Source organism: Mycobacterium sp. E787 (assembly GCF_001668725.1).
Taxonomy (GTDB): Bacteria; Actinomycetota; Actinomycetes; order Mycobacteriales; family Mycobacteriaceae; genus Mycobacterium.
This window is the reverse complement of record NZ_LZKL01000064.1, coordinates 352170-359648: the sequence shown is the minus strand read 5'-3', so window position 1 is coordinate 359648 and position 7479 is coordinate 352170. Positions and strand designations below refer to the sequence as shown.

The window sequence follows — 7479 nt, the reverse complement described above, 5'->3', positions numbered from 1 at the left end:
CCCACCGCGACGATGAACCGCGGGATGAACATCGTGTTGATCAGGCCGTAGAGGGTCGTCAGCACGATCGTCCCGACGCCCCAGAGGATGAGGTCGTAGGCGGCGATCCGCCACGGGGCCAGAAAGGTGTTGCGCTCGTCGTCGCGGGTCGGCATGCGCTCGTCGATCGCCCAGCGCAGGGCGATCACGGTCTGGCGGGTGATCCAATACGTGCCCAGCGCCAAAGCCAGCGCGATGTAGGCCGGCACGACTCCGAACGTGAGCCACGCCGGCGCGTCGTCGAACACGCTGGGTTCCGGAACCGCCACCGTCACGATCAGCATTACCGCGGCGATACCGATGAGGTTCGCACCCAGCACCAGCACGGTCATGATGATCTGGATGCGGATGCGCCGCCGCCGCTGGCTTTCCGTCACCCGCCCGAGGAGCAGCGACCCGTACGCAGGCGTTTCCGGTAGCCGGCCGCTCTGGCGGGTAATCCGCTCGAGCACCCGGCCGATACGTTGTGCCATGCTCTTTTTGGCCGACATGGTGGCGCAAGCCTAATTTGTCGCCCAAGCTCTAAGGTGAGTCGGGTGCGCCTCGTCATCGCCCAATGCACCGTCGACTACGTCGGCCGGCTCACCGCACACCTACCTTCCGCGCGGCGACTGCTGCTGTTCAAGGCCGACGGGTCGGTCAGCGTGCACGCCGACGACCGCGCCTACAAGCCGCTGAACTGGATGAGCCCGCCCTGCTGGCTGACCGAGGAGGACGCCGGACAGGTGCCGCTCTGGGTGGTGGAGAACAAGGCCGGCGAGCAGCTGCGCATCACCGTCGAGGAGATCGAACACGACTCCAGCCACGATCTGGGCGTCGACCCGGGCCTGGTGAAGGACGGCGTCGAGGCCCACCTGCAGGCGTTGCTCGCCGAGCACGTCCAGCTGCTGGGCGAGGGGTACACGTTGGTCCGTCGCGAGTACATGACCGCGATCGGGCCCGTCGATCTGCTCTGCCGCGACGAAAGCGGCGGCTCGGTCGCGGTGGAAATCAAGCGGCGCGGGGAGATCGACGGCGTGGAGCAGCTCACCCGCTACCTCGAGTTGCTCAACCGCGACAGCGTGCTGGCGCCGGTCAAGGGCGTCTTCGCCGCCCAGCAGATCAAACCGCAAGCGCGCACGCTGGCCACCGACCGCGGGATCCGCTGCGTCACACTGGATTACGATCAGATGCGCGGCATGGACAGCGACGAATACCGGTTGTTCTGACGTGCCCAACTAGACTGCGGGGCATGCCTCGGCGCCGCCCACCGCCACGCCGGCAGCGGCCGGCACCCCTGGCGCCGATCCCGTGCCGGGTCGAGACCGGACCCGACGGCTACGAATACGAGGTGCGACCGGTCGCTGCGGCCCGCGCGGTCAAGACCTATCGCTGCCCGGGTTGCGATCACGAAATCCCTTCCGGCACCGCACATCTGGTGGTGTGGCCGACCGAATCCCCGCAGGGAACCGATGACCGGCGGCATTGGCACACCCCGTGCTGGGCCAACCGTGCCACCCGCGGCCCGACCCGCAAGTGGTCGTAAAGGCGAGCCGCTAGGAGGCCGGCTCGACCAGCTCGATCAGGACCCCGCCGGCGTCCTTGGGATGGATGAAGTTGATCCGAGAGTTAGCTGTGCCGCGGCGGGGCGCCTCGTAGACGAGTCGCACACCCTGCTCATGCAGCTGCTCGCAGATGGCGTCCAGATCGCTGACCCGAACGGCCATCTGTTGGATGCCCGGTCCGCGCTTCTCCATGAACTTCGCGATCGTCGACGAGTCGTCGAGCGGGGCCATCAGCTGCAGCTGCGCGGTGGTCCCGGGGACGGCCAGCATCGCCTCGCGGATGCCCTGGTCATCGTTGACTTCCTCGTGCACCAGGATCATGCCGAGGTGGTCGTGGTACCAGGTGATGGCGGCGTCCAGGTCGGCGACCGCGATGCCGACGTGATCGAGGCCGGTCACCAACGAGGTGGCCAGGAGGTGACGGGCGTCAACTTGATCGGTCGTCATCACGTAACGGTAACCTGACGGCAAAGATTGCGCTTCTCCAGGATGCCGAATCGGCCGTCCGGGCACGCTCAGGAGGTTCTCATGACGACGTCGGTGATAGTTGCTGGGGCGCGAACGCCCATCGGGAAGCTGATGGGTTCGCTGAAGGATTTCTCGGCCAGCGATCTGGGCGCCATCGCGATCGCCGGGGCGCTGGAGAAGGCGAGGGTCCCGGCGTCGGCGGTCGAGTACGTGATCATGGGCCAGGTGTTGACGGCCGGCGCCGGCCAGATGCCCGCGCGTCAGGCGGCGGTCGCGGCGGGCATCGGATGGGACGTTCCGGCACTGACCATCAACAAGATGTGCCTGTCCGGCATCGACTCCATCGCCCTGGCTGACCAGCTCATTCGCGCCGGGGAGTTCGACGTGGTGGTGGCCGGCGGCCAGGAGTCCATGACCAGGGCGCCCCACCTGCTGATGGACAGCCGGGCGGGCTACAAGTATGGCGACGTGACGGTGCTCGACCATATGGCCTACGACGGGCTGCACGACGTGTTCACCGACCAACCGATGGGCGCGCTCACCGAGCAGCGCAACGACCTCGACAAGTTCACCCGCCAGGAGCAGGACGAGTTTGCCGCACGGTCCCACCAGAAGGCGGCCGCAGCGTGGAAGGACGGCGTCTTCACCGACGAGGTGGTGCCGGTCAACATCCCGCAGCGCAAGGGTGATCCGCTGCAGTTCGCCGAGGACGAGGGGATCCGCGCCAACACGACCGCGGAGTCCCTGGCCGGGCTCAAGCCCGCCTTTCGCCGCGACGGCACCATCACCGCCGGTTCGGCGTCGCAGATTTCCGACGGCGCGGCGGCGGTCGTGGTGATGAACAAGGCGAAAGCGCAGGAGCTCGGGCTTTCCTGGCTGGCCGAGATCGGCGCGCACGGCGTTGTGGCCGGGCCCGATTCGACGCTGCAGTCCCAGCCGGCCAACGCCATCAAGAAGGCGCTCGGCCGCGAGGGCATCTCCGTCGACCAGCTCGACGTCGTGGAGATCAACGAAGCGTTTGCGGCGGTGGCCTTGGCCTCGACCCGCGAACTGGGTGTCGACCCGGAGATCGTCAACGTCAATGGCGGTGCCATCGCGGTCGGTCATCCGATCGGCATGTCGGGCGCCAGAATCACCCTGCACGTGGCGCTGGAGCTGGCGCGGCGCGGGTCCGGCTACGGCGTCGCGGCCCTGTGCGGGGCCGGCGGTCAGGGCGACGCCCTGATCCTGCGGGCCGGTTAGGCACCTTTGCTGGCGTTGCTGGCATCCGCCGCGCGGAAAAGTTTGTGATCTTGGTCATAACGCCCGATGAGCGCAGGCGCGACCGGGTGGCTCGGTCATCGCAGCGCATGACAAACTTGACGGCGTGACGCGTCCGCGACCCTCGATCGGGCCCGCACTGGCCGGTGCGGTCGACCTCTCCGGGCTCAAGCAGCGAGCCCAACAGAACGCTTCCGCCTCCGGCCCGGCGGGCGCCGCGGCGCCCGCGACGCCAGGTGGCACGGAGGTCACCGAGGCCAATTTCGAAGAGCAGGTGATCGTCCGGTCCGACGAGGTGCCGGTCGTGGTCTTGTTGTGGTCGCCGCGCAGTGACGCGTGCGTCCAGCTCCTCGAGACGCTCTCCGGCATGGCCGCCGAGGACGGCGGCACCTGGGCGCTGGCGACGGTCAACGTCGACGTGACGCCAAGGGTGGCCCAGATCTTCGGCGTCGACGCGGTCCCCACCGTCGTGGCGTTGGCCGCCGGGCAGCCGCTGTCCAGCTTCCAGGGCGTCCAGCCGCCCGACCAGTTGCGCAGATGGGTGGACTCGCTGTTGTCGGCGACGGCCGGAAAGCTCAGGGGCGCAACCGGTTCCGGACAAGCGGAACTGGATCCCGAACTGGCTCGGGCGCGCCAGCAACTCGAGGACGGCGACTTCGACGCCGCCAAAGCGTCGTATCAGGCGATCCTGGACGCCAACCCGGCCAGCGCCGAGGCCAAGGGTGCGATCCGGCAGATCGAATTCCTCACGCGCGCAACGGCACAACGCCCCGATGCCGTCGCGATCGCCGACGCCGCGCCGGGCGACATCGAGGCCGCCTTCGCGGCCGCCGACGTGCAAATACTCAATCAGGACGTGAGCGCGGCGTTCGAGCGCCTGATCGCGTTGGTGCGCAGCACATCCGGCGATGAGCGCACCCGGGTGCGCACCCGACTGATCGAGCTGTTCGAGCTCTTCGATCCCGCGGATCCCGAGGTCGTCGCCGGCCGGCGCAACCTCGCCAACGCGCTGTACTGAGTCGGCCCTTACTGGGCCGACATCCCGTTCGTTCCGGCCAGGCCGAGCAGGCCGCCCGTGCCGCCGTTGCCGCCGTCGCCGAGCGGCACGGCGTTGCCGCCCGCCGCGCCGGCCCCACCGGCAGCGGTGTTGCCGATGAGCACGGAATTACCGCCGGCCCCGCCGGCGCCGAACAGTCCTCCGCCACGCCTGGCGTCCCGTAAGCCACCGGTTGCACCGCCGAGACGGCCGGTCCCACCGATACCGCCGGCCCCCCACAACACGCCGCCGGCACCGCCCGCCCCGCCGATGCCGAAGAGCCCCGCGCTCCCGCCCTTGCCGCCCGGCTGCCCGGGGGCGCCGGCCCCGCCGTTGCCGATCAGGGTTCCGCCGGCGCCGCCCGGCGCCCCGGTGCCCGGCGCCCCGTCGGCGCCGTTGCCGATCAGCGGGCGGCCCAGGAGTAGCTGGGTGGGCGCGTTCAGCGCACCGAGCAACTGCTGCTCCAACGCTTGCAACGGTGACGCATTGGCGGCATCGGTGGCGGCGTACGACGTCGCACCCGCTGCGAGGGCCTGGACGAACTGCGAATGAAAGGCCTCCGCCTGCGCACTGATCGCCTGGTACTCCGCGGCGTGGGCCGAGAGAAGCGCCGCCACGCTCGCCGACACCTCGTCGGCGGCCGAGGCGACCATTCCCGTCGTCGGCGCCGCCGCCGTCGCGCTTGCCGCGCTAATGGTCGAGCCGATATTCGCCAAATCCGACGCCGCCCCCGAAACCATTTCTGGTGCCGCGAACACGAACGACATGCATGCCTCCCAGCGAGTACGGCGAGTTAGCGATGACACCTGGAGAGTGGATCATATCCAGACTTAGCGAAACTGGGAAAGTAGCTGCGCATTACTGGGCCAGCAATTAAATGCTGCTTTACTTATTGCAGTGCACCCGGTATAAGCACCGCCGGTCGTTTGACTATTCGGGTTCGAGCCACAACGCCGACGTGGGCGGCAGGACCATAACGGCCGAGGCCGGGCGGCCGTGCCACGGGTCTTCGGTGGCGTCGACGCCGCCCATGTTGCCGATTCCCGAGCCGTTATAAATGGTCGCGTCGGTGTTCAGCACCTCGCGCCAGCGGCCGGCGCAGGGCAGGCCGAGGCGGTAGCCGCTGTGCTCCGAACCCGCGAAATTGAATACGCAGGCCATCACCGAGCCGTCGTTTCCGTATCGGAGGAAACTCAGCACGTTGTTGGCGGAGTCGTTGGCGTCGATCCAGGAATAGCCGTCGGGAATGGTGTCTTGGCTCCACAGCGCCGGACGGCTGCGGTAAATCTCGTTGATGTCGCGCACGAAGCGTAAAACGCCGTTGGAAAAGCCTTGTTCGTCGAGCTGCCACCAATCCAACCCGCCCTGCTCGGACCACTCGGCGCGCTGACCGAATTCCTGTCCCATGAATAACAACTGCTTGCCCGGGTGCGCCCATTGATAGGCGAGCAGGCTGCGTAGGCCCGCGGCCTTGACGTGGTTGTTGCCCGGCATCCGTCCCCACAGGGTCCCCTTGCCGTGCACCACCTCGTCGTGACTGATCGGCAGCACGTAGTTCTCGCTGAACGCGTACAGCATCGAGAACGTCATCTCGTGATGGTGGTAGCTGCGGTAGATCGGGTCGCGGCTGATGTAGTCGAGCGTGTCGTGCATCCAGCCCATGTTCCACTTCATCGAGAAGCCAAGGCCGCCAAGGTTCGTCGGCCGCGTGACGCCGGGCCACGACGTCGACTCCTCGGCGACCGTGACGATGCCGGGCGCGGCCTTGTGCGCGGTGGCGTTCATCTCCTGGAGGAACTGCACCGCCTCCAGGTTCTCGCGCCCCCCGTAGACGTTCGGGGTCCAGCCGCCCTCGGGCCGCGAGTAGTCCAGGTAGAGCATGGAGGCGACCGCGTCCACGCGCAGGCCGTCGATGTGGAACTCCTCGAGCCAGTACAGCGCGTTGGCCACCAGGAAGTTGCGCACCTCCGCGCGGCCGAAGTCGAAGACGTAAGTACCCCAGTCGAGTTGCTCGCCGCGCTTGGGGTCGGCGTGCTCGTAGAGCGGGGTGCCGTCGAATCGGCCGAGCGCCCAGGCGTCCTTGGGGAAGTGCGCCGGAACCCAGTCCACGATCACGCCGATGCCGGCCTGATGTAGCGCGTCGACCAGCGCCCGGAATTCGTCCGGCGTGCCGAATCGCGACGTCGGCGCGTAATACGACGTGACCTGGTAACCCCACGAGCCGGCGAACGGGTGCTCGGCGACGGGCAGCAGCTCAACGTGGGTAAACCCTTGTTCCACAACATAATCCGTCAGCTCACGGGCGAGCTGGCGGTAGCTCAGGCCGGGACGCCAGGAGCCCAGGTGCACCTCGTAGGTGCTCATCGGCTCGAACACCGGGTTGCGCTGCGCGCGCCGGTTCATCCAGTCGGCGTCCTCCCACGTGTACTCGCTGCGCGTCACCTTGGACGCGGTGTGCGGCGGCACCTCCGTGGCGAATGCCATCGGATCGGCCCGCTCGGTCACCACGCCGTCGGCGCCGTGCACGCGGAACTTGTAGAGGCCGTGCAAGGGAAAGTCGGGCCAGAACAATTCCCACACCCCGGAGGAGCCCAGGACCCGCATGGGCGCCTCGTTGCCGGTCCAGCCGTTGAACTCGCCGATCAGGCTGACACCCTTGGCGTTGGGCGCCCACACGGCGAACGACACCCCGTTGACCACGCCGTCGGCGGTGGTGAACGAGCGCGGGTGCGCCCCGAGGACTTCCCAGAGCCGCTCGTGGCGGCCCTCGCCGAACAGATGGAGGTCGACTTCGCCCAGGGTAGGCAGGAAGCGGTAGGCGTCGGCCACGACGAACGGGTCGGCACCCTCGTAGGTCACCTCCAGCCGGTAGTCGATGAGGTTGACGAACGGCAGCGCCACGGCGAACAGGCCGGAATCGATGTGCTGCAACGGGAACCGATCCTCACCCACGAGCGCCACGACTTCCCGCGCGTGCGGTCTCAGCGCGCGGATGACGGTGTGGTCGCCGTACTCGTGGGCCCCCAGGATGCCGTGCGGGTTGTAATGCGCGCCCGCCACCAGGCGCGCCAAGTCGGCTGGGTCGGGTGCCAGATCTAATCCGGCGAGTTCATCGGTACGGCTCACAGCCCG

6 protein-coding genes and 2 pseudogenes are annotated in these 7479 nt (G+C 68.1%); 4 read left to right on the top strand and 4 right to left on the bottom strand.

What is annotated here, in order from left to right; translation table 11 throughout:
- Positions 1 to 530 (bottom strand): annotated as a pseudogene (locus A5705_RS14975) (hypothetical protein); the annotation flags it as partial.
- Between the two features lie 45 nt (positions 531 to 575).
- On the opposite strand from A5705_RS14975, the gene nucS reads away from it, so the two are divergent.
- Complete coding sequence (nucS, locus tag A5705_RS14970) at positions 576 to 1247, top strand: endonuclease NucS (RefSeq protein ID WP_067875790.1); 672 nt, start codon at positions 576 to 578, stop codon at positions 1245 to 1247.
- 23 nt (positions 1248 to 1270) lie between these two features.
- On the top strand, positions 1271 to 1564 hold the full coding sequence (locus tag A5705_RS14965; protein WP_068278328.1) for a hypothetical protein: 294 nt from the start codon (positions 1271 to 1273) through the stop codon (positions 1562 to 1564).
- A gap of 10 nt (positions 1565 to 1574) precedes the next feature.
- Here the strand turns inward: A5705_RS14965 and mce are convergent, their stop codons facing one another.
- A complete protein-coding gene (mce, locus tag A5705_RS14960; protein WP_108637400.1) occupies positions 1575 to 2033 on the bottom strand; it encodes a methylmalonyl-CoA epimerase in 459 nt (152 codons plus the stop codon).
- Positions 2034 to 2111: 78 nt separating this feature from the next.
- On the opposite strand from mce, the gene A5705_RS14955 reads away from it, so the two are divergent.
- Positions 2112 to 3293 (top strand): acetyl-CoA C-acetyltransferase, encoded by a 1182-nt coding sequence (locus tag A5705_RS14955; RefSeq protein WP_067875800.1) that lies wholly within the window; start codon positions 2112 to 2114, stop codon positions 3291 to 3293.
- A 124-nt stretch (positions 3294 to 3417) separates the two neighbouring features.
- Entirely contained in the window at positions 3418 to 4329 is a 912-nt protein-coding gene (locus A5705_RS14950; RefSeq protein ID WP_068278326.1) for a co-chaperone YbbN, read from the top strand.
- A gap of 23 nt (positions 4330 to 4352) precedes the next feature.
- Here the strand turns inward: A5705_RS14950 and A5705_RS28985 are convergent.
- Both A5705_RS28985 and glgB read right to left on the bottom strand, forming a co-directional pair.
- Positions 4353 to 5114 (bottom strand): annotated as a pseudogene (locus A5705_RS28985) (PE family protein); the annotation flags it as partial.
- Between the two features lie 163 nt (positions 5115 to 5277).
- Positions 5278 to 7473 (bottom strand): 1,4-alpha-glucan branching protein GlgB, encoded by a 2196-nt coding sequence (gene glgB, locus A5705_RS14940; RefSeq protein ID WP_068278322.1) that lies wholly within the window; start codon positions 7471 to 7473, stop codon positions 5278 to 5280.
- Positions 7474 to 7479 lie beyond the last annotated feature (6 nt).

What these genes read in the sequence shown, in the direction of transcription:
- A5705_RS14965 (WP_068278328.1), top strand. Translation starts at nt 1,271, where the DNA reads ATGCCTCGGCGCCGCCCACCGCCACGCCGGCAGCGGCCGGCACCCCTG.
- A5705_RS14955 (WP_067875800.1), top strand. Translation starts at nt 2,112, where the DNA reads ATGACGACGTCGGTGATAGTTGCTGGGGCGCGAACGCCCATCGGGAAG.